The organism is Streptomyces thermocarboxydus (assembly GCF_024760485.1).
Taxonomy (GTDB): domain Bacteria; phylum Actinomycetota; class Actinomycetes; order Streptomycetales; family Streptomycetaceae; genus Streptomyces; species Streptomyces cellulosae.
This window is the reverse complement of record NZ_CP058273.1, coordinates 1,297,516-1,317,215: the sequence shown is the minus strand read 5'-3', so window position 1 is coordinate 1,317,215 and position 19,700 is coordinate 1,297,516. Positions and strand designations below refer to the sequence as shown.

General features: G+C 70.1%; 14 protein-coding genes. 8 read left to right on the top strand and 6 right to left on the bottom strand.

The features are described from left to right. Window position 1 precedes the first annotated feature (1 nt). From glpK to AY578_RS06150, 3 genes are all read right to left on the bottom strand, one after another. Window positions 2-1,540 carry a glycerol kinase GlpK gene (glpK, locus tag AY578_RS06160; protein ID WP_019522713.1) on the bottom strand — a complete coding sequence of 513 codons (1,539 nt, stop codon included), beginning with the start codon at window positions 1,538-1,540 and terminating at the stop codon, window positions 2-4. An 83-nt stretch (window positions 1,541-1,623) separates the two neighbouring features. Then, window positions 1,624-2,418, bottom strand: coding sequence for an MIP/aquaporin family protein (locus tag AY578_RS06155; RefSeq protein ID WP_137210967.1), 795 nt, complete (start codon window positions 2,416-2,418; stop codon window positions 1,624-1,626). A gap of 353 nt (window positions 2,419-2,771) precedes the next feature. After that, on the bottom strand, window positions 2,772-3,536 hold the full coding sequence (locus AY578_RS06150; protein ID WP_019522711.1) for an IclR family transcriptional regulator: 765 nt from the start codon (window positions 3,534-3,536) through the stop codon (window positions 2,772-2,774). Window positions 3,537-3,835: 299 nt separating this feature from the next. Between AY578_RS06150 and metH the strand changes: the two genes are divergently transcribed. From metH to AY578_RS06130, 4 genes are all read left to right on the top strand, one after another. Then, window positions 3,836-7,348 carry a methionine synthase gene (metH, locus tag AY578_RS06145; RefSeq protein ID WP_136237674.1) on the top strand — a complete coding sequence of 1,171 codons (3,513 nt, stop codon included), beginning with the start codon at window positions 3,836-3,838 and terminating at the stop codon, window positions 7,346-7,348. A 152-nt stretch (window positions 7,349-7,500) separates the two neighbouring features. After that, a complete protein-coding gene (locus tag AY578_RS06140; protein ID WP_019522709.1) occupies window positions 7,501-8,202 on the top strand; it encodes an HAD family hydrolase in 702 nt (233 codons plus the stop codon). Between the two features lie 448 nt (window positions 8,203-8,650). Beyond that, window positions 8,651-10,258 (top strand): ABC transporter substrate-binding protein, encoded by a 1,608-nt coding sequence (locus AY578_RS06135; RefSeq protein ID WP_019522708.1) that lies wholly within the window; start codon window positions 8,651-8,653, stop codon window positions 10,256-10,258. Between the two features lie 63 nt (window positions 10,259-10,321). Next, window positions 10,322-11,908: an ABC transporter substrate-binding protein gene (locus AY578_RS06130; RefSeq protein WP_019522707.1), complete on the top strand. Its 1,587-nt coding sequence runs from the start codon at window positions 10,322-10,324 to the stop codon at window positions 11,906-11,908. A gap of 84 nt (window positions 11,909-11,992) precedes the next feature. Here AY578_RS06130 and AY578_RS06125 read toward each other — a convergent pair whose 3' ends face one another. Both AY578_RS06125 and AY578_RS06120 read right to left on the bottom strand, forming a co-directional pair. Then, window positions 11,993-12,664 carry a response regulator gene (locus AY578_RS06125; protein WP_019522706.1) on the bottom strand — a complete coding sequence of 224 codons (672 nt, stop codon included), beginning with the start codon at window positions 12,662-12,664 and terminating at the stop codon, window positions 11,993-11,995. Window positions 12,665-12,678: 14 nt separating this feature from the next. Beyond that, window positions 12,679-13,611, bottom strand: a complete 933-nt coding sequence (locus AY578_RS06120) for a RecB family exonuclease (protein ID WP_258902151.1) — start codon at window positions 13,609-13,611, stop codon at window positions 12,679-12,681. 221 nt (window positions 13,612-13,832) lie between these two features. Between AY578_RS06120 and AY578_RS06115 the strand changes: the two genes are divergently transcribed. The 3 genes from AY578_RS06115 to AY578_RS06105 all read left to right on the top strand — a co-directional run bounded on the left by AY578_RS06115 (window position 13,833) and on the right by AY578_RS06105 (window position 17,126). Further along, a complete protein-coding gene (locus AY578_RS06115; protein ID WP_019522704.1) occupies window positions 13,833-15,365 on the top strand; it encodes a site-2 protease family protein in 1,533 nt (510 codons plus the stop codon). 61 nt (window positions 15,366-15,426) lie between these two features. Beyond that, on the top strand, window positions 15,427-16,329 hold the full coding sequence (locus tag AY578_RS06110; protein WP_019522703.1) for a tRNA (adenine-N1)-methyltransferase: 903 nt from the start codon (window positions 15,427-15,429) through the stop codon (window positions 16,327-16,329). Window positions 16,330-16,550: 221 nt separating this feature from the next. Further along, a complete protein-coding gene (locus tag AY578_RS06105; RefSeq protein ID WP_019522702.1) occupies window positions 16,551-17,126 on the top strand; it encodes a hypothetical protein in 576 nt (191 codons plus the stop codon). Between the two features lie 84 nt (window positions 17,127-17,210). Here AY578_RS06105 and AY578_RS06100 read toward each other — a convergent pair whose 3' ends face one another. After that, window positions 17,211-17,510: a ferredoxin gene (locus AY578_RS06100; RefSeq protein WP_019522701.1), complete on the bottom strand. Its 300-nt coding sequence runs from the start codon at window positions 17,508-17,510 to the stop codon at window positions 17,211-17,213. A 251-nt stretch (window positions 17,511-17,761) separates the two neighbouring features. Between AY578_RS06100 and arc the strand changes: the two genes are divergently transcribed. Further along, window positions 17,762-19,528, top strand: coding sequence for a proteasome ATPase (arc, locus tag AY578_RS06095; RefSeq protein ID WP_019522700.1), 1,767 nt, complete (start codon window positions 17,762-17,764; stop codon window positions 19,526-19,528). The last annotated feature ends 172 nt before the right edge of the window (window positions 19,529-19,700 follow it).

Here is a 19,700-nt window from a genome sequence, read left to right as displayed (position 1 = left end):
TCTACTCCTCGTCCTCGAGCCAGCCCATGGTCCGCTCGACGGCCTTGAGCCAGCTCTTGTACTCACGGTCGCGGGTGTCCGCGTCCATGCGGGGGGTCCACTCGGCGGCCCTGCGCCAGTTGGCGCGCAGGTCGTCGGTGCTGTTCCAGAAGCCGACGGCCAGGCCGGCGGCGTAGGCGGCGCCGAGGCAGGTGGTCTCGGCGACCATCGGGCGCACCACGGGAGCGTCCACGAAGTCGGCGAGGGTCTGCATCAGCAGGTTGTTGGAGGTCATGCCGCCGTCGACCTTGAGGGCGGCGAGCTCCACGCCGGAGTCCTTCGTCATGGCGTCGGCGATCTCCCGCGTCTGCCAGGCGGTGGCCTCCAGGACGGCGCGCGCGAGGTGCGCCTTGGTGACGTACCGGGTGAGGCCGGCGATCACACCGCGGGCGTCGGAGCGCCAGTACGGGGCGAACAGGCCGGAGAAGGCCGGCACGAAGTAGGCGCCGCCGTTGTCCTCGACGGACAGCGCCAGGGTCTCGATCTCGGCGGCGGTGGAGATCAGGCCCATCTGGTCGCGCATCCACTGCACCAGCGAACCGGTGACGGCGATCGAGCCCTCCAGGGCGTAGACCGGCTTCTGGTCGCCGATCTGGTAGCCGACCGTGGTCAGCAGGCCGCTGTAGGAGTTGATGATCTTGTCGCCGGTGTTCATCACCATGAAGGTGCCGGTGCCGTAGGTCGACTTGGTCTCGCCCTCGGCGAAGCAGGTCTGGCCGAACAGCGCCGCCTGCTGGTCGCCCAGCGCGGAGGCGACCGGGATGCCGCCGAGCAGGTCGCCCAGCTTGCCGCCCTTGATCTCGCCGTAGACCTCGGCGGAGGAACGGATCTCCGGCAGCATCGGCGTCGGGACGCCGATCGACTCGGCGATCTTCGCGTCCCACTGCATGGTGTGCAGGTTCATCAGCATCGTGCGGGAGGCGTTGGTGACGTCGGTGACGTGCCGGCCGCCGTCCGTTCCGCCCGTGAGGTTCCAGATGACCCATGTGTCCATGGTGCCGAAAAGGATGTCGCCCGCCTCCGCACGCTCCTTCAGGCCCTCGACGTTGTCGAGCAGCCAGCGCGCCTTGGGACCGGCGAAATAGGAGGCCAGGGGCAGGCCGGTCTCGCGGCGGAAACGGTCCTGGCCGACGTTGCGGCCCAGCTCACGGCAGAGGGCGTCGGTGCGGGTGTCCTGCCAGACGATCGCGTTGTGGACCGGCTCGCCGGTGTTCTTGTCCCACAGCACGGTGGTCTCGCGCTGGTTGGTGATGCCGATGGCCTTGATGTCGTCCCGGGTGATGCCGGCCTTGGCGACGGCGCCGGCGACCACCTCCTGGACGTTCGTCCAGATCTCGGTGGCGTCGTGCTCCACCCAGCCGGGCTTGGGGAAGATCTGCTCGTGCTCCTTCTGGTCGACGGAGACGATGCGCCCGTCGCGGTCGAAGACGATGCAGCGGGAGGACGTGGTGCCCTGGTCGATCGCGGCGATGAACGGGCCGGCGGTGTGGGCGTCGGTCACGGTGTGCTCCTGGAAGTTCCTTGGTTACGGGGCAGTGGGTTCGGCGCTACTACAACGAACGCGGGGGAAGCCTGCGAGGTCATCTATGCGAAGGCGACGTTGTAGACACCGGCCGCGATGGCGCCGCCGATCAGCGGACCGGCCACCGGGACCCAGGCGTACGACCAGTCGGAGCCGCCCTTGTTGGGCAGCGGCAGCAGGGCGTGGACGATACGGGGGCCGAGGTCACGGGCGGGGTTGATGGCGTACCCCGTGGGGCCGCCCAGCGACAGACCGATCGAGACCACCACGAGCGCGGTGATCAGACCGCCGAGCACGCCGAGGCCGTTGCCCGCGTCGTTGAGGCCCTGCGTGAGCACGGCGAGCAGCAGCACGAAGGTGCCGATGATCTCCGTGGCGAGGTTCTGCACCGTGTTCCGGATCTCCGGACCCGTGGAGAAGATGCCGAGCACCGGGCCGGCGCCCTTCTCCTGCGCCTCGACCGCCTTGGCGGAGGTCGTCTGGGCGCCCGGGCCGCCGACGATCTCCTTGTCGGTGAGGTGCGCCTGGAACTGGCCGTAGTACGCGAGCCACACCAGGGTGGCGCCGATCATCGCGCCGAGGATCTGCGCCGCGAAGTAGGTCGGAACGTTCGCCCACCCGCCGTCCTTGATGGCGAGCGCGAGGGTCACGGCCGGGTTCAGGTGCGCGCCGGAGAGCGGCCCCGATATGTAGACCGCCGTCATGACGGCGAAGCCCCAGCCGAAGGCGATGGCGAGCCAGCCGGCGTTACGGGCCTTGGAGGCCTTGAGCGTCACGGCGGCGCACACACCGCCGCCGAGCAGGATGAGTATGGCGGTACCGATGGTCTCGCCGATGAAGATGTCGGAGCTGGACACCCGCGACTCCTTTGTCCTTCGTCCAGGGATGCCGACCCCCGGGTCCCTCCGGGGATTGGCGCCCTCAGGGGGTGAGAGCGTTGCCGGCCCTTGGCGTTGTCCCACTCTAGCGCGTATTGCCGGTAGGTGTTCGACAATGCCGACCGATGGACGGGAGTCTTGCCCGGCACCGAAGATGCGTCAAGAGTCTCGGTTGTCGAAAGTGCGATCGTTACTGATCGCTGGGCCGACCGGGTCGGACCCGTCGGCGGGCATATGCGTCCGCGGGCGTGCGTGAGCCCCGGTCCGCCGTCGGGGCGTCCGGGTGCTGTGTGTTTCCGTCGTGGGGTGACCGCCGGCGCGCGGCGGTCCGCTCAGAAGCGTCCGGCGCCCAGGTCCCGCGACACCGCGCGGGCGCAGTCCCGCACCGCCGCGATCAGCTCGGGCCGCAGCTCGCCGTCCTTGCGCAGCCGCTCCACGGCGCCCGTGATGCCGACCGCCCCGACCGGCATGCGCCGCCGGTCGTGGATGGGCGCGGCGAGCGAGGCCACGCCCTCCCAGGTCTCCTCCACGTCCGCCGCGTAGCCCCGCGCGCGCGTGAGGTCGAGGATCTCCTCGAAGGACTCGACGTCGCACACCGTGCGGTCGGTGAACGCCTTGCGGTCGGCCTCCAGGGCCTCGCTGTGCGCGACCGGGTCGTACGCCGACAGCACCTTGCCCAGGGCCGTGGAGTGCAGCGGCTGCATGGCGCCGATCTCCAGCACCTGGCGGCTGTCGTCGGGCCGGAAGACGTGGTGCACGATCAGCACGCCCTGCTGGTGCAGCACCCCCAGGTAGACGCTCTCCCCGCTGGAGCGGGCCAGGTCGTCCGTCCACACCAGGGCGCGGGCCCTCAGCTCGTGCACGTCCAGGTAGGTGGTGCCCAGGCGCAGCAGCTCCGCGCCCAGCTGGTAGCGGCCCGAGGCCTCGTCCTGCTCGACGAACCCCTCCTGCTGGAGGGTGCGCAGGATGCCGTGGGCGGTGCCCTTGGCGAGGCCCAGCGAGGAGGCGATGTCCGAGAGGCCGAGCCGTCGCTCGCCGCCCGCGAGCAGGCGCAGCATCGCTGCCGCCCGTTCGAGCGACTGGATGTTCCGTGCCATCGCCGTACTGCCTCCGTCCCCTTCGAGCGCCGACTCGCGACGTCGCTGCCGCTGTTCGGCAATGCCGAACACTACCGGTCGATGCCGACCCTTCGCTAATGGTCGGTCATGATCGGTCGCGTCTCTCCCACCCCGACCGTCGCCCGTCGGCCATATTCGTCCGGCCCGTGGACGCCCCCGACGTCAGGGGACTGTCCCGGATACCCTGACGGCGTGCGCCCTGCCGGGGAAGCTCGAACAGATGACTTTTCCGGGCAGCCGCAAAGCCGACAGCCGTCGCACCTGAGGGAGCCCCTTTCATGGCCTCGTTGCCGCTGACCCCTTCCGCCGACAGCCGGACCCGTGTGTCCGCGCTCCGAGAGGCCCTGGCCACCCGTGTGGTGGTCGCCGACGGAGCCATGGGCACGATGCTGCAGGCCCAGGACCCCACTCTCGAGGACTTCCAGAACCTCGAGGGATGCAACGAGATCCTGAACCTGACCCGCCCCGACATCGTCCGTTCGGTCCACTCCGAGTACTTCGACGCGGGCGTCGACTGCGTCGAGACCAACACGTTCGGAGCCAACCTCACCGCATTGGGCGAATACGACATCGCCGAGCGCGTGCTGGAACTGTCCGAGGCGGGCGCCCGCATCGCTCGCGAGACGGCGGACGAGTTCACCGGCCGCGACGGCCGCCCGCGCTGGGTGCTGGGCTCCATGGGTCCGGGCACCAAGCTGCCCACCCTCGGCCACACCACGTTCGGCGCCATCCGCGACGCCTACCAGCAGAACGCGGAGGGCCTCCTCGCCGGCGGCGCCGACGCGCTGCTCGTGGAGACCACGCAGGACCTGCTGCAGACCAAGGCGTCCGTCATCGCCGCCCGCCGCGCCATGGAGGCGATCGGCCTCGAGGTGCCGCTGATCGTGTCCGTGACGGTGGAGACCACCGGCACGATGCTGCTCGGTTCGGAGATCGGCGCGGCGCTGACCGCGCTGGAGCCGCTGGGCATCGACATGGTCGGCCTGAACTGTGCGACCGGCCCCGCCGAGATGAGCGAGCACCTGCGCTACCTGGCGCGTCACTCCCGCGTCCGCCTGTCGTGCATGCCGAACGCCGGTCTGCCCGAGCTGACCAAGGACGGCGCCCACTACCCGCTGACCGCGCCCGAGCTGGCGGACGCGCAGGAGACGTTCGTGCGGGAGTACGGGCTGTCGTTGGTGGGCGGCTGCTGCGGCACCACGCCGGAGCATCTGCGGCAGCTGGTGGAGCGGGTGCGGGAGCTGGAGCCGGTGGAGCGCGATCCGCGTCCGGAGCCGGGTGCGGCGTCGTTGTACCAGTCGGTGCCGTTCCGGCAGGACACCTCGTATCTGGCGATCGGTGAGCGGACGAACGCCAACGGGTCGAAGAAGTTCCGTGAGGCGATGCTGGAGGGCCGCTGGGACGACTGTGTGGAGATGGCGCGCGAGCAGATCCGTGAGGGCGCGCACATGCTCGACCTGTGCGTCGACTATGTGGGCCGGGACGGTGTGGCGGACATGCGGGAGCTGGCCGGCCGGTTCGCGACCGCCTCGACGCTGCCGGTCGTGCTGGATTCCACCGAGGTGGACGTGATTCGGGCCGGGCTGGAGAAGCTGGGCGGCCGCGCGGTGATCAACTCGGTGAACTACGAGGACGGTGACGGTCCTGAGTCCCGTTTCGCGCGGGTGACGGAGCTGGCGCGGGAGCACGGGGCGGCGCTGATCGCGCTGACCATCGACGAGGAGGGCCAGGCGCGCACGGCGCAGAAGAAGGTCGAGATCGCCGAGCGGCTGATCGCGGATCTGACCGGGAACTGGGGCATCCGTGAGGAGGACATCCTCGTGGACTGTCTGACGTTCACGATCTGCACCGGTCAGGAGGAGTCCCGCAAGGACGGCATCGCCACGATCGAGGGCATCCGTGAGCTCAAGCGCCGTCATCCGGACGTGCAGACCACGCTGGGCCTGTCGAACATCTCCTTCGGCCTGAACCCGGCCGCCCGCATCCTGCTCAACAGCGTGTTCCTGGACGAGTGTGTGAAGGCGGGCCTGGACTCGGCGATCGTGCACGCCTCGAAGATCCTCCCCATCGCCCGCTTCAGCGAGGAAGAGGTCCGAACCGCCCTCGATCTGATCTACGACCGGCGTTCGGAGGGTTACGACCCGCTGCAGAAGCTCATGCAGCTGTTCGAGGGCGCCACCGCCAAGTCGCTGAAGGCGGGCAAGGCCGAGGAACTGGCCGCGCTGCCGCTGGACGAGCGGCTCAAGCGGCGCATCATCGACGGCGAGCGCAACGGTCTCGAAGCCGATCTGGACGAGGCGCTTGAGACGCGCAAGGCGCTGGACATCGTCAACGACACCCTGCTGGACGGCATGAAGGTCGTGGGCGAGCTGTTCGGGTCGGGGCAGATGCAGCTGCCGTTCGTGCTGCAGTCGGCCGAGGTGATGAAGACGGCGGTGGCTCATCTGGAGCCGCACATGGAGAAGACCGACGAGGCCGGCAAGGGCACGATCGTGCTGGCCACGGTGCGCGGGGACGTGCACGACATCGGCAAGAACCTGGTCGACATCATCCTGTCGAACAACGGCTACAACGTCGTCAACCTCGGGATCAAGCAGCCGGTGTCGGCGATCCTGGAGGCCGCGGACGAGCACAAGGCCGACGTGATCGGCATGTCGGGTCTGCTGGTGAAATCCACGGTGATCATGAAGGAGAACCTGGAGGAGCTCAACCAGCGCGGCCTGGCCGCCGACTACCCCGTCATCCTCGGCGGCGCAGCCCTCACCCGCGCCTACGTCGAGCAGGACCTCCACGAGATCTACCAGGGCGAGGTCCGCTACGCCCGCGACGCCTTCGAAGGCCTGCGCCTGATGGACGCCCTCATCGGCATCAAACGCGGCGTCCCGGGCGCCAAGCTCCCCGAGCTGAAACAGCGCCGGGTGCGCGCGGCGACCGTGGAGATCGAGGAGCGCCCCGAGGAGGGCAGCGTCCGCTCCGACGTGGCCACCGACAACCCGGTCCCGACCCCGCCGTTCTGGGGCACCCGCGTCGTCAAGGGCATCCAGCTCAAGGAGTACGCCTCGTGGCTCGACGAGGGCGCGCTGTTCAAGGGCCAGTGGGGTCTGAAGCAGGCCCGCACCGGTGACGGCCCCACCTACGAGGAGCTGGTGGAGACCGAGGGCCGGCCGCGGCTGCGCGGTCTGCTGGACCGGCTCCAGACGGAGAACCTGCTGGAGGCGGCCGTGGTCTACGGCTACTTCCCGTGCGTCTCCAAGGACGACGACCTGATCATCCTGGACGAGGAGGGCAACGAGCGCACGCGCTTCACCTTCCCCCGCCAGCGCCGCGGCCGCCGGCTGTGCCTGGCCGACTTCTTCCGCCCGGAGGAGTCCGGCGAGAAGGACGTCGTCGGCCTGCAGGTCGTCACCGTCGGCTCCCGCATCGGCGAGGAGACCGCCCGGCTGTTCGAGGCCAACGCCTACCGCGAGTACCTCGAGCTGCACGGCCTGTCCGTCCAGCTCGCCGAGGCCCTCGCGGAGTACTGGCACGCCCGTGTCCGCTCCGAGCTGGGCTTCGCGGGTGAGGACCCGGACGCCATGGAGGACATGTTCGCCCTGAAGTACCGGGGCGCCCGCTTCTCCCTCGGCTACGGCGCCTGCCCCGACCTGGAGGACCGCGCCAAGATCGCGGACCTGCTGGAGCCGGAGCGTATCGGCGTGCAGCTCTCCGAGGAGTTCCAGCTGCACCCCGAGCAGTCCACCGACGCCATCGTGATCCACCACCCGGAGGCGAAGTACTTCAACGCCCGCTGACCCGGTCCGGCGACGCCCGCCGGGCCCGTGCGGCCGCCGCCCCGGCGGCCGCACCAGGCACTTCCGGCGCGCACGACGTACACTGGTCGGTCCACTGCAGGCCGGTTCCCCACGTGGGAACCGGCCTGATCGTCCCTACAGGAGGTAGGTGGATGACCAGTACGCTCCCCGCGCTCGGAACCCTTACGGCCGAAGGCTCGGCCCTCCAGGCGGTACTCCTCGACATGGACGGCACCCTGGTGGACACCGAGGGCTTCTGGTGGGACGTCGAGACGGAGGTCTTCGGCTCCCTCGGCCACACCCTCGACGAGGCCTGGCGCCATGTGGTGGTCGGCGGCCCCATGACCCGCAGCGCGGGATTCCTGATCGAGGCGACCGGGGCCGACATCGGCCTCGACGAGCTCACGGTCCTGCTCAACGACGCCTTCGAGAGCCGCATCGACCACAACCTGCCGCTGATGCCGGGCGCCACGCGGCTGCTCGCCGAGCTGGCCGAGCACGAGATCCCGACGGCGCTCGTCTCCGCCTCCCACCGGCGCATCATCGACCGGGTCCTGCCCGTCCTGGGCGCCGAGTACTTCGCCCTGTCCGTCGCCGGTGACGAGGTGCCGCGCACCAAGCCGCACCCCGACCCCTACCTCGCGGCGGCCTCCGGACTCGGCGCCGACCCGGTGCGCTGCGCGGTGGTCGAGGACACGGTCACCGGTGTCACCGCCGCCGAGGCCGCCGGCTGCCAGGTCGTCGCCGTGCCCTCCGTGGGCCCGATCACCCCGGCCGCCCGGCGCACGGTCGTCCCGTCGCTGGACGTCGTGGACCTGCCGTTCCTGCGCGGTCTGATGACGGACCTGCGCTGACCGGTCACGCGGTGTGCAGCTCCGCCGGAACCGGCATGCGCGGCGCTCCGTTCAGGGGCCGTACCGTCCGAGCCGGCCGCATGCGTTTCCGGCCGCCGGTGGCCGAATGCCTAAGGCCACCGAGACCCTTTCACAGGTGATATTCACCACATTCACAGGGCGCGACAACGATGTCCGGGCGCGCATCCCGCCCGATTGGGGAGATGCCCGGCGCGCCCATGTGTCCTGATTGGTGGGAAGCTGCACCAATCCTTCCCCGGTCATCCCTGTCGGTCCGTTCACACCTGGTGCCACTGCGTGATGAGGCCCCAACTCCGGGGGCCGGCAACCCTCCTGCGGACGCGGACTAATGTCGTCGCGAGAACCACCCCCCTCCCTGCCCGTCGCCGTGCCGACCCCTGCACGCGCGGACGGCACGGAGTCGACGACGTCCTGGAGAAACTCGAGCATGAACCGCAAGACTTTGGTGCTGGCGGCCGCGATGGGCCTGCTCGCGCCGGTGCTCGCCGCCTGTGGTGACACCGAGAGCGGCAGCGGCGACGGCGATGCGATCGTCGTGGGCACCACGGACCGGTTCACCGCATCCGAGGAGGAGGGCCTCGCCCCCCTCGACCCCGCCTGGGCCTACGACGTCGGCACCTGGAACATCCTGCGGCAGACCGTCCAGACCCTCATGGTCCAGCCCCGCGGCGACGGCGAACCCGTGCCCGACGCGGCCGAGTCCTGCGGCTTCACCGACGCCGGCAACGAGCGCTACAGCTGCACCCTGCGCGACGGCCTCCAGTTCGCCGACGGCGACCCCATCACCGCGGCGGACGTGAAGTACTCCATCGACCGAGCCCTCTCCCTCAAGGGCGACAGCGGTGTCTTCGCCCTGCTGTCCACCGTCGACACGGTCGAGACCCAGGGCGACCGCGAGGTGATCTTCCACCTCAAGGCGGCCGACGCGACCTTCCCGTACAAGCTGTCCACCCCGGTCGCGGGCATCGTCAACAAGGACGACTACGCCCAGGACAAGCTGCGCGAGGGCTTCGAGGTCGACGGCTCCGGCCCGTACACGATGGAGAGCGAGGTCAAGGGCGGCGCCCTGGTGCGCGCCACCTTCACCAAGAACCCGTCGTACAAGGGCGCGCTGCAGGTCAACAACGACAAGGTCGAGCTCGTCGCCTACGACAACGCCGACCTGATGGGCGAGGCCCTCGAGTCCGGCGACATCGACGTCATGACCCGCAGCATGTCGCCCGAGCAGATCCAGAAGCTGGCCAACGCCACCGACGGCGACATCGAGCTGGTGGAGAGCCCGGGTCTGGAGATCCGCTACCTGGCCTTCAACACCAAGGCCGAGCCGGTGAAGGACAAGGCCGTCCGCCAGGCGATGGCCCAGCTGATCAACCGCGACGAGCTCGTCGCCAAGGTCTACGGCAGCCAGGCCGAGCCGCTGTTCTCGCTGGTGCCCGCCGGCGTCACCGGCCACTCCAACGCCTTCTTCAACAAGTACGGCGACGCGAACGTGGTCAAGGCCCGCGAGCTGCTCGAGGACGCTGGCGTCGACACCCCGGTGAAGCTCACGCTGCACTACACGACCGACCACTACGGTCCGGCCACCAAGACGGAGTTCGAGCAGCTCAGCAAGCAGCTCAACGACAGCGGCCTGTTCCGGACGGACATCGAGGGCACCTCCTGGGACAAGTTCCGCAAGGCGGGCCAGGACGGCAAGTACGACGTCTACGGGATGGGCTGGTTCCCGGACTTCCCGGACGCCGACAACTTCCTCTCGCCCTTCCTGGCCGAGGACAACTTCCTCAACTCGCCCTACGTCAACAAGGCAGTCCGCAAGGACCTGATCCCGCAGTCGCGCCGCCAGGCCGACCGCCTCAATGCCTCGAAGAGCTTCACGGAGATCCAGGACATCGTCGCCGACGACGTCCCCGTGCTGCCGCTGTGGCAGGGCAAGCAGTACCTCGCCGCCCGTGACGACATCACCGGCACCGCCTACGCGCTCAACTCCTCCTCCACGCTCCAGCTGTGGGAGCTCGGACGCGGCGTCAGCGGCTGACGAATCTGTACGCCGGGATCCGGTGGCTCGGTCCGGACCCACGGAAACGACAAGGCATCGCTCGTGAACCTGCGCACCCAGTGGCCGGCACTGCCCCTCGTGGCCGTGCTGGCCTCCGGCCTGCTGACCGGCTGCGGCTCCGAGGACGGGGACGCGGCGTCGAACGGCTCCACGATCGTCGTCGGCATGTCCGACGACGTCCTGGCCACCGACCCCGCCTCCGGGTACGACCCCGGATCCTGGCTGCTGTTCAACAACGTCTTCCAGTCGCTGCTCGGCTTCCCCAAGGGAGGCACCGAGCCGCAGCCGGACGCCGCGGAGAGCTGTGGGTTCAGCGACAGCGCCACCCGCGTCTACACCTGCACGCTGCGGGACGGACTGAAGTTCAGCAACGGTGACCCGCTCACCTCGGAGGACGTGAAGTTCTCCTTCGACCGCATGCTGAAGATCGACGACCCCGACGGTCCCGCGGTCATGTTCCCGACCCTGGAGAAGGTGGAGACGCCGGACGAGAAGACGGTCGTCTTCCGCCTGAACACGGCCGACGCCACCTTCCCCAGCAAGATCGCCTCCGGTGCCGGCGCCATCGTCAACCACCGCGAGTACGACGCGAACGGTCTGCGCGAGGACGGCGAGGCGGTCGGCTCCGGCCCGTACAAGCTGGACTCCTTCGACGACGGCAAGGCCGTCTTCTCCGTCAACGAGCACTACAGCGGCTCGGCCGAACCGCAGAACTCCGGTGTGACGCTGCAGTTCTTCCACGGCGACCAGGACGGTCTGAAGAAGGCCCTGGAGAAGGGCGACGTGGACATCGCCTACCGCGGTCTCACCGCCCAGGCCATCAGCGACATCGAGAAGGCCGACACCGGCGACGGCAGCATAGAGGTCGTCGAGGGCAGCAGCGCCGAGGTGCAGCACCTGGTCTTCAACATGGACGACCCGGTCGCCGGACGGCTCGGCGTCCGCAAGGCCATGGCCTACCTGATCGACCGCGACGCCCTGATGCACGAGGTGTACGAGGGCACCGCCACCCCGCTGTACTCGATCATCCCGGCCGGTGTGGCCGGCCACAACACGGCCTTCTTCGACACCTACGGAGCCCGCCCCTCCAAGGCCAAGGCCAAGGCCGCGCTGGAGGAGGAGGGCATCACCGGGAAGGTGGAGCTGACCCTCTGGTCCACCCCGGCACGCTACGGCCCGGCCACCGACCAGGAGCTCGAGGCGATCGCCGAGCAGCTCAACGCCAGCGGCCTGTTCGACGCCGACGTGAAGTCCGTCGAGTTCGCCCAGTACGAGAAGGACGTCGCCGCCGGCAAGTACGGCGTCTACGTGAAGGGCTGGGTGCCGGACTACCCGGACGCCGACAACTTCACCGCGCCGTTCTTCGGCGAGGGCAACGTCCTCTCCAACAACTACAAGGCGGGCGAGATCACCAAGACGCTCCTGCCGCGCACGGCCGCCGAGAGCGACCGCGGCGCCACCGACAAGGAGTTCGGCGCGATCCAGGACAAGGTCGCCGAGGACGTCCCGGTGCTGCCCATCTGGCAGGGCAAGCAGTACGCGGTCGTCCAGGACGGCGTCTACGGGCTGGAGTACTGCCTCGACGCGTCCACCGTGTTCCGCTTCTGGGAGCTGAGCAAGAGCAGCTGACCCGCCGCACCACATGAGCGTGGGGGCGCCCTCCCGGCCGGGAGGGCGCCCCCACGCTCATGTGGTGCGGAGAAGACGCGCGCGCTACTGGGCGCCGGGGCGCACCAGCCCGCTCTCGTATGCGTACACCGCGGCCTGCACGCGGTCGCGCAGGCCCAGCTTGGTCAGCACATGGCCGACGTGCGTCTTCACCGTGGTCTCGCTGACGAACAGATCGGCGGCGATCTCCGCGTTGGACAGCCCGCGCGCCACCAGCTTCAGCACCTCGACCTCGCGGTCGGTCAGCGTGTGCAGCGTGTCCGGCACCGGCTCCTCGCCGGACGGCAGATGCGTGGCGTACTTGTCCAGCAGCCGGCGCGTGATGCTCGGCGCGAGCATCGCCTCACCGGCGGCCACCACCCGGATCGCCTGCACCAGCTCGCCCGCCGGGGCGTCCTTCAGCAGGAAGCCGCTGGCCCCCGCCTTCAGCGCCTCCACCACGTACTCGTCGAGGTCGAACGTCGTCAGCACCAGCACCTTCGCCGGGCCGTCCCGCTCCGGGCCGGTGATCTGACGGGTGGCCTCCACCCCGTCCATCCGCGGCATGCGGATGTCCATGAGCACCACGTCGGGCTGCAGCGCCCGCACCTGGTCCAGGGCCTGGAGCCCGTCCCCGGCCTCGCCGACGACCGCGAGGTCCTGTTCGGCCTCCAGGATCATCCGGAATCCGGTGCGCAGCAGCGGCTGGTCGTCGACCAGTAGGACGCGGATGGCCACGTAAGTCTCCTTCGCTAGTCCGGCCCCATTCTGCCCTGCTCGGCCCCGCCGGACTCAGGCGCCCTCAGGGGCAGGGGGTAGGGCGGGGGAGTGCCGCCGAACTCCGGGCAGTGCGCCTGGTGGTCGCACCAGCCGCACAGCTTCGTCGGACGCGGCCGCCAGTCGCCCGTCTCGGTCGCCTTCCGGATCGCCTCCCACAGCGCGAGCAGCTTGCGCTCCACCCGCTCCAGATCCGCGAGCACCGGGTCGTAGGTCAGCATGTCCCCGCTGCCCAGGTACACCAGCTGGAGCCGGCGCGGGATCACGTTCTTCAGGCGCCACACCACCAGGGCGTAGAACTTCATCTGGAACAGCGCGCCCTCCGCGTACTCCGGGCGGGGCGCCTTGCCCGTCTTGTAGTCGACGATCCGGACCTCGCCCGTGGGCGCCACGTCCACCCGGTCGATGATGCCGCGCAGCCGCAGCCCCGAGTCCAGTTCCGCCTCCACGAACAGTTCCCGCTCGGCGGGCTCCAGCCGGCTCGGGTCCTCCAGCGTGAACCACCGCTCGACCAGTGCCTCCGCCTCCGTGAGCCAGCGCGCGAGGCGCTCGCCCTCCGGGTCGTCCGCGAACAGCTCCTCGACCTCCGGTCTGCTCTCGCGCAGCCGGTCCCACTGGCCGGGGATCAGCGACTTCGCACGCGGCACGGTGCGGTCGCCGGCCGGGGCGTCGAACAGCCGCTCGAGAACCGCGTGCACCAGCGTGCCGCGGGTCGCCGCCTCGCTCGGCTTCTCCGGCAGCCGGTCGATCACCCGGAACCGGTACAGCAGCGGGCACTGCATGAAGTCGCTCGCACGCGACGGCGACAGCGAGGCGGGGGGAGCGGCCACCACGACCGTGTCCACTGCTTCGCCGGGCCCGTCCGGGCCGATGTCGGGCCGCGTCGCGCCCTCGGTGCTCGTCTCCATGACCACAGACCTTACGGCCCGCCGCCGACATCGCGATGACCCTGTGGACAACCCCCGGGGCACCAGGGCGGGGAGTGCGAAAGGGGGAGCGTGGGGAGGAAGGGGAACGAGGGGGTAGAGACAGGGGTGCGGGGCGGAAGGGGCGGCGGACGCCGCATACCATCGACCCAGGACCCTCCCGTCCGGCAGGCGCGGGAGACGCAGCGAACGAGGGGACACCGGTGGACGTAAGCGGCGGGCGCGGACAGCCGCAGCCCGGCAACGACGAGTCGGCCGAGCACACCGGGCCCGAGGCCCAGACCCCCGGCGGCACCGGCGACGCTCCCACGACCCCCTCCGCCCCGACGCCCGCCGACGCGCAGGACGCCCGGCCCGAGGGCCCCGAGAGCGGGGCGCCCCAGGACACCGGCGCCGGCCCGGACCACGGTGCCACCCCCGACGGCCAGACCCCCGCGCCCGGCCAGGACCACCACCGCACCCCGGCGCACACGGAACCCCCCGCCCGCCCCTCCCACACCCCCGCCGGGCACCCCGAGCACCCCGACCACCCGTTCGCCCACTCCGGCAGCGGCAAGGGACAGCCCCCCCAGCGCCCCGAGGAGCGCAAGCGCGGCGGGCTGCTGATGGGCCGCCCCTTCGGCGTCCCCGTGTACGTCGCGCCCAGCTGGTTCCTCGTCGCCATCCTCATCACCTGGGTGTTCGGCGGCCAGATCGACCGCGTCCTGCCCGAGCTCGGCGCGGTCAGCTACCTGGTCTCCCTCTTCTTCGCGGTCGCCTTCTACGCCTCCGTGCTGGTGCACGAGCTCGCCCACACCCTCGCCGCCCTCCGCTTCAAGCTCCCGGTGCGCCGCATCCAGCTCCAGTTCTTCGGCGGCGTCTCCGAGATCGAGAAGGAGGCGGAGACACCCGGCAGAGAGTTCGTGCTGGCGTTCGTCGGCCCCCTGCTCTCCCTGGTGCTCGCCGGGCTGTTCTACCTCGGCCTGCTCGCCGTCGACCCCGCCAGCGTGCCCGGCGTGCTGCTCGCCGGACTGATGGTGTCCAACCTCATCGTGGCCGCCTTCAACCTGCTCCCCGGCCTGCCGCTGGACGGCGGCCGGATGCTCCGCGCGGTCGTCTGGGCGATCACCGGCCGGCCCATGACCGGCACCGTCGCCGCCGCCTGGGTGGGCCGCGCCCTCGCCGTCTGCGTGCTGATCGGGCTGCCGCTGCTCACCCAGTCCGGGGCGCTCGGCTCCGAGGCCGTGGACAACGTCGGCATGGACACCGTCCTGGACGCCCTGCTCGCCGCCATCCTCGCCGCGATCATCTGGACCGGTGCCGGGAACAGCCTGCGCATGGCCCGCCTGCGCGAACACCTGCCCGAGCTGCGCGCCCGCACCCTCACCCGCCGCGCGGTCCCCGTGGAGAGCGACACCCCGCTCTCCGAGGCGCTGCGCCGGGCCAACGCGGCCGGCGCCCGCGCGCTGGTCGTCGTCGACGCCGACGGCGTGCCCGTCTCCCTGGTCCGCGAGGCCGCGATCGTCGGCGTCCCTGAGCACCGGCGCCCCTGGGTGCCGGTCGGCACCCTCGCCCAGGACATCACCGAGGGCATGCGCGTCTCCGCGGAACTGGCCGGGGAGGAGCTGCTGGACGCGCTGCGTGCGACGCCCGCCACCGAGTACCTGGTGGTCGAGGAGACCGGCGAGATCTACGGTGTGCTGTCCGCCGCCGACGTGGAGCGGGCCTTCGTGAAGGCCATGGCGCGCCCCTCCTGACCCGCCGCCCCCGCCGCCGGCCGTGGTCGGCGGGCCCTCCCGGGACCGGTAGGCTGGTCACATGTCCGAACCGACCGGTGCCGCCCGCAGGCGCGGGCCCTTCAAGGTCGGGGACCAGGTACAGCTGACCGACCCCAAGGGCCGCCACTACACGTTCACGCTCGAGGCCGGGAAGAACTTCCACACCCACAAGGGTTCCTTCCCCCACGACGAACTGATCGGCGCTCCCGAGGGCAGCGTTGTCCGCACCACCGGGAACGTCGCCTATCTCGCGCTGCGCCCCCTGCTCCCCGACTACGTCCTGTCCATGCCCCGAGGGGCAGCCGTCGTCTACCCGAAGGACGCGGGGCAGATCCTCGCCTTCGCCGACATCTTCCCCGGCGCGCGCGTCGTCGAGGCGGGCGTGGGCTCCGGCTCGCTCAGCAGCTTCCTGCTGCGCGCCATCGGCGACCAGGGCATGCTGCACTCCTACGAGCGCCGCGAGGACTTCGCCGACATCGCCCGGCAGAACGTCGAGCGCTACTTCGGCGGCCCGCACCCGGCCTGGCAGCTCACCGTCGGCGACCTCCAGGACAACCTGTCCGACACGGACGTCGACCGCGTCATCCTCGACATGCTCGCCCCCTGGGAGTGCCTGGAGGCCGTCTCCAAGGCGCTCGTCCCCGGCGGCATCCTCTGCTGCTACGTGGCGACCACCACCCAGCTCGCCCGGACCGTCGAGTCCATCCGGGAGATCGGCTGCTTCAACGAGCCGACCGCCTGGGAGACGATGATCCGCAACTGGCACATCGAGGGCCTGGCCGTCCGCCCCGACCACCGGATGATCGGCCACACCGGCTTCCTGCTCACCGCCCGCCGGCTCGCCGACGGCGTCGAGCCGCCCATGCGCCGGCGCCGCCCGGCCAAGGGCGCCTACGGCGAGGACTACTCCGGCCCCAACGCCGACGGAGGCACCGGCCGCTGACACGGTCCGCACCTCCCCAACGCTCCGGCGCCGTGGTGCAGTTCCCCCATCCCCGCGGGAACTGCACCACGGCGTCGACGCATTGACGCCCGGGCCCGCACCGGCCTTCCACGGCACCCCCGCGCGACGACTGCGGACCCCGCCGTTCCCTCCGTCCTGTGACGTGTGGCACGATGCTGGCCACCCCCCCACCGGCACAGCCCTCACAGGAGACACTCCTCGTGCAGTCTTCCGCCGTACCGGAGCTCGCCCACACGCACGCCCGGCCCATCCACTGGGTCGCCACCGCCACGGCCGTCGCCGGTGTCGTGGCGCTCTCCTCCGTCCTGCAGCCCGGCCACGCGACCGCCGCCGCGCCGGGCGCCCCGCACACCAGGAGTGCGCCGGCGCAGGCGCTGCCGCCGGACCCGGCCGACGTGGAGTTCCCGCTCGACTGCGGTTCCGTGAAGCTGGTGGTGAAGAAGCGCGCGTCCGGCGACCTCGACGGCGACGGCCGCCCCGAGACCGTCGCCGCGGTCCACTGCGACGCCCCGATGGGCACCCCGCCCGACGGCGTCTACGTGATCACCCAGGCCGCCGACGCGAAGCCGCGCCTGGTGGCCACGCTCGTCGACCCCAAGGACCGCAGCAACGTCGAGGACTTCGCCGTACGCGGCGGGGACGTCGTCGCCACGCTGCTCGGCTACTCGTCGGGCGACGTGCCCCGTTGCTGCCCCGACGTGCGCGAGACCGTGAAGTGGCGCTGGGAGAACGGCGCGTTCGTCCGCTCCGCGCCCTCCGACGCACGGAGCGTGTGACCCGCACGCGGGCGCGCGCCGGTCACACGCTCCCGGGCGTGAGAAATCAGACAAGCGAGGATGTGACCGGCCGTGCGGCGGCGGTCACCCCGCGTCGGGCCCGTACACCTCGACGCTGTCCGAAACGCGCCGTACATGGATGCACTCGCCGGGGCACTCCGTCGCGGAGTCGACGACGTCCGTGAGGAGCGTCAGCGGGACGGGCGTTGCCGCGCCCTTGTCCTGGAGCAGCTCGTCCTGCTCGTTCTTCACGTACGCCAGCCCGTCGATGTCCAGCTCGAACACCTCGGGCGCGTACTGGGCGCAGATGCCGTCGCCGGTACACAGATCCTGGTCGATCCAGACCTCCAGGGCCTCGGCGCCGGTTGCGGCCTCCTGCTGCACGATCGTCTCTCCTGCCGTCGGGTTCGCCGAGCTGTGCGGGAATCAGGCCAGCTCTGGCGGGTGTTGAACACGTCGACCCTAACGCCGACTGGGTTCCGATCATTCTCGTTGGGTATTCCCCTGGCGTGAGGGAGAGCGCAAGGGTGAAGATCGGACACACCCCGACCGTCTTTGTGATCTAGGGGTTTCAATCGACACCCGCCCAGGTAGGGTCTGGAAGCGTCCAGCTCCCCTTGGAGGAGGTGAGGACCGTGGCAGCCCACGACGACGACATGAACCGCGGCATCCGCCCGGGACGCGGGTCCGACGACCCGGCCGGGCAGATCGCCTACCTTGAGCAGGAGATCGCCGTCCTGCGACGCAAGCTCGCCGACTCTCCGCGGCACACGAGAATTCTCGAAGAGCGGATCGTCGAGCTGCAGACCAATCTGGCCGGCGTGTCCGCCCAGAACGAACGGCTGGCGAGCACCCTCCGCGAGGCCCGCGACCAGATCGTGGCCCTCAAGGAGGAGGTCGACCGGCTCGCCCAGCCCCCGGCCGGCTTCGGCGTCTTCCTCGCGGCGAACGAGGACGGCACGGCCGACATCTTCACCGGCGGCCGCAAGCTGCGGGTGAACGTCAGCCCGAACGTCGAGCTGGAGGACCTCCGGCGCGGCCAGGAAGTGATGCTCAACGAAGCGCTCAACGTGGTCGAGGCCATGGAGTTCGAGCGCGTGGGCGAGATCGTCACCCTCAAGGAGATCCTGGAGGACGGCGAGCGGGCCCTGGTCCTGGGCCACACCGACGAGGAAAAGGTGGTGCGGCTCGCCGAGCCGCTGCTGGACGTCACCATCCGCGCCGGCGACGCCCTGCTCCTGGAGCCCCGCTCCGGGTACGTCTACGAGGTCGTGCCCAAGAGCGAGGTCGAGGAGCTCGTCCTCGAGGAAGTCCCCGACATCGGCTACGAGCAGATCGGCGGCCTCGGCAACCAGATCGAGGCCATCCGCGACGCGGTCGAGCTGCCGTACCTCTACCCGGACCTGTTCAAGGAGCACGAGCTGCGGCCGCCCAAGGGCGTCCTGCTCTACGGGCCCCCTGGATGCGGCAAGACGCTCATCGCCAAGGCCGTGGCGAACTCGCTGGCCAAGAAGGTCGCCGAGGTCACCGGTGTCGCCGCCGGCAAGAGCTTCTTCCTCAACATCAAGGGCCCCGAGCTGCTGAACAAGTACGTCGGTGAGACCGAGCGGCAGATCCGCCTGGTCTTCCAGCGGGCCCGGGAGAAGGCCAGCGAGGGCACCCCCGTCATCGTCTTCTTCGACGAGATGGAGTCACTCTTCCGGACCCGTGGCTCCGGTGTCAGCTCGGACGTGGAGAACACCATCGTCCCGCAGCTGCTCGCCGAGATCGACGGTGTCGAGGGCCTGCAGAACGTGGTCGTGATCGGCGCCTCCAACCGCGAGGACATGATCGACCCGGCCATCCTGCGTCCCGGCCGGCTGGACGTGAAGATCAAGATCGAGCGTCCGGACGCCGAGGCGGCCAAGGACATCTTCGGCAAGTACCTCACCGAGCGCCTCCCGCTGCACGCCGACGACCTCGCCGAGCACGGCGGCGACAAGGCCATGACGGTCCAGAGCATGATCCAGACCGCCGTGGAACAGATGTACGCGGAATCCGAGGAGAACCGCTTCCTGGAAGTCACCTACGCCAACGGTGACAAGGAAGTCCTGTACTTCAAGGACTTCAATTCCGGCGCCATGATCGAGAACATCGTGGGCCGGGCCAAGAAGATGGCGATCAAGGACTTCCTGGAGAAGAGCCAGAAGGGCCTCCGGGTCTCCCACCTCCTCCAGGCCTGCGTGGACGAGTTCAAGGAGAACGAGGACCTGCCCAACACCACCAACCCGGACGACTGGGCCCGGATCTCCGGAAAGAAGGGCGAGCGGATTGTTTACATCCGCACCCTTATCACCGGAAAGCAGGGCGCGGACACCGGACGCTCCATCGACACGGTGGCGAACACCGGTCAGTACCTGTAAAAGCGAGGGCGGCTGCGGGTGCCCACCACGGGTACCCGCAGCCGACTGCTTTTCGGTGCCACGGCTGGAGCACAGCAATGACGCAAATGATCTCCCCACCAGGGCAAAGGCGTTCTAGGCTCTTCCGTACCGCCGAGTCGCGCAGTGCGGGGACGGGCACCGCACACGCACC

Excerpts from the sequence above, each read along its gene's own strand:
- AY578_RS06150 (WP_019522711.1), bottom strand. The coding sequence starts at position 3,536 with ATGGCACGGAACATCCAGTCGCTCGAACGGGCGGCAGCGATGCTGCGC.
- metH (WP_136237674.1), top strand. The coding sequence starts at position 3,836 with ATGGCCTCGTTGCCGCTGACCCCTTCCGCCGACAGCCGGACCCGTGTG.
- AY578_RS06140 (WP_019522709.1), top strand. The coding sequence starts at position 7,501 with ATGACCAGTACGCTCCCCGCGCTCGGAACCCTTACGGCCGAAGGCTCG.
- AY578_RS06135 (WP_019522708.1), top strand. The coding sequence starts at position 8,651 with ATGAACCGCAAGACTTTGGTGCTGGCGGCCGCGATGGGCCTGCTCGCG.
- AY578_RS06120 (WP_258902151.1), bottom strand. The coding sequence starts at position 13,611 with ATGGAGACGAGCACCGAGGGCGCGACGCGGCCCGACATCGGCCCGGAC.
- AY578_RS06110 (WP_019522703.1), top strand. The coding sequence starts at position 15,427 with ATGTCCGAACCGACCGGTGCCGCCCGCAGGCGCGGGCCCTTCAAGGTC.